The sequence below is a fragment of the Citrobacter sp. VF227 genome (assembly GCF_052950715.1).
In genome coordinates this window covers 1-581 of sequence record NZ_JBRFVF010000180.1, presented here as the reverse complement: position 1 = coordinate 581, position 581 = coordinate 1, and the positions used below count along the sequence as shown (strand labels likewise).

The 581-nt window shown below is 60.1% G+C and carries 1 protein-coding gene and 1 pseudogene; one reads left to right on the top strand and one right to left on the bottom strand.

Going from position 1 to position 581, the window contains the following annotated elements; genetic code table 11:
- Positions 1–184, bottom strand: a pseudogene (locus ACU8YC_RS25775) (IS6 family transposase); the annotation flags it as partial.
- A gap of 108 nt (positions 185–292) precedes the next feature.
- On the opposite strand from ACU8YC_RS25775, the gene ACU8YC_RS25770 reads away from it, so the two are divergent.
- Positions 293–581 (top strand): recombinase family protein (locus tag ACU8YC_RS25770; RefSeq protein ID WP_446896076.1); only part of this gene is annotated, 289 nt, incomplete at its 3' end.

Sequence of the window (581 nt, the reverse complement as noted above, 5' to 3'; positions counted from 1 at the left end):
GCCTCTTCTCCACCGCCGTGGCGTAGCACTGGACCCCGCGATAGATCGTCGTATGGTCGACCAAAATGCCGCGTTCCGCCAGCATTTCCTCAAGGTCGCGATAGCTGATCGGATAGCGACAATACCAGCGCACCGCCCACAGGATCACATCACCCTGGAAATGGCGCCACTTGAAATCCGTCATCGTTCCGTCCGTCCAATCTCCGCCAAGCATGCTCAAGCTTCACGATTTTTGCAACAGAGCCAGATTTCTGCCTCGACATTTTGCAAAACCCTATTGCATAATGGAGGCATGAAAATCGGCTACGCCCGCGTATCGACAGACGACCAATCGCTTGACCTTCAACGCGATGCCCTGCTGCGCGCGGGCTGCGAAGCCGTGTTCGAGGATTGCGGAATGTCGGGCGCTGCCAAGAAGCGCGCCGGGCTGGATGCCGCGCTTGCCAAGGTCGCTGCCGGGGACGTCCTTGTCGTCTGGAAGCTCGACCGCCTGGGGCGCTCGCTGCCGCACCTGATTGAGATCATTCACCAGCTCGGCGCACGAGGCGCGGGCTTCGCTTCGGTGTCGGAGAGCATCGACA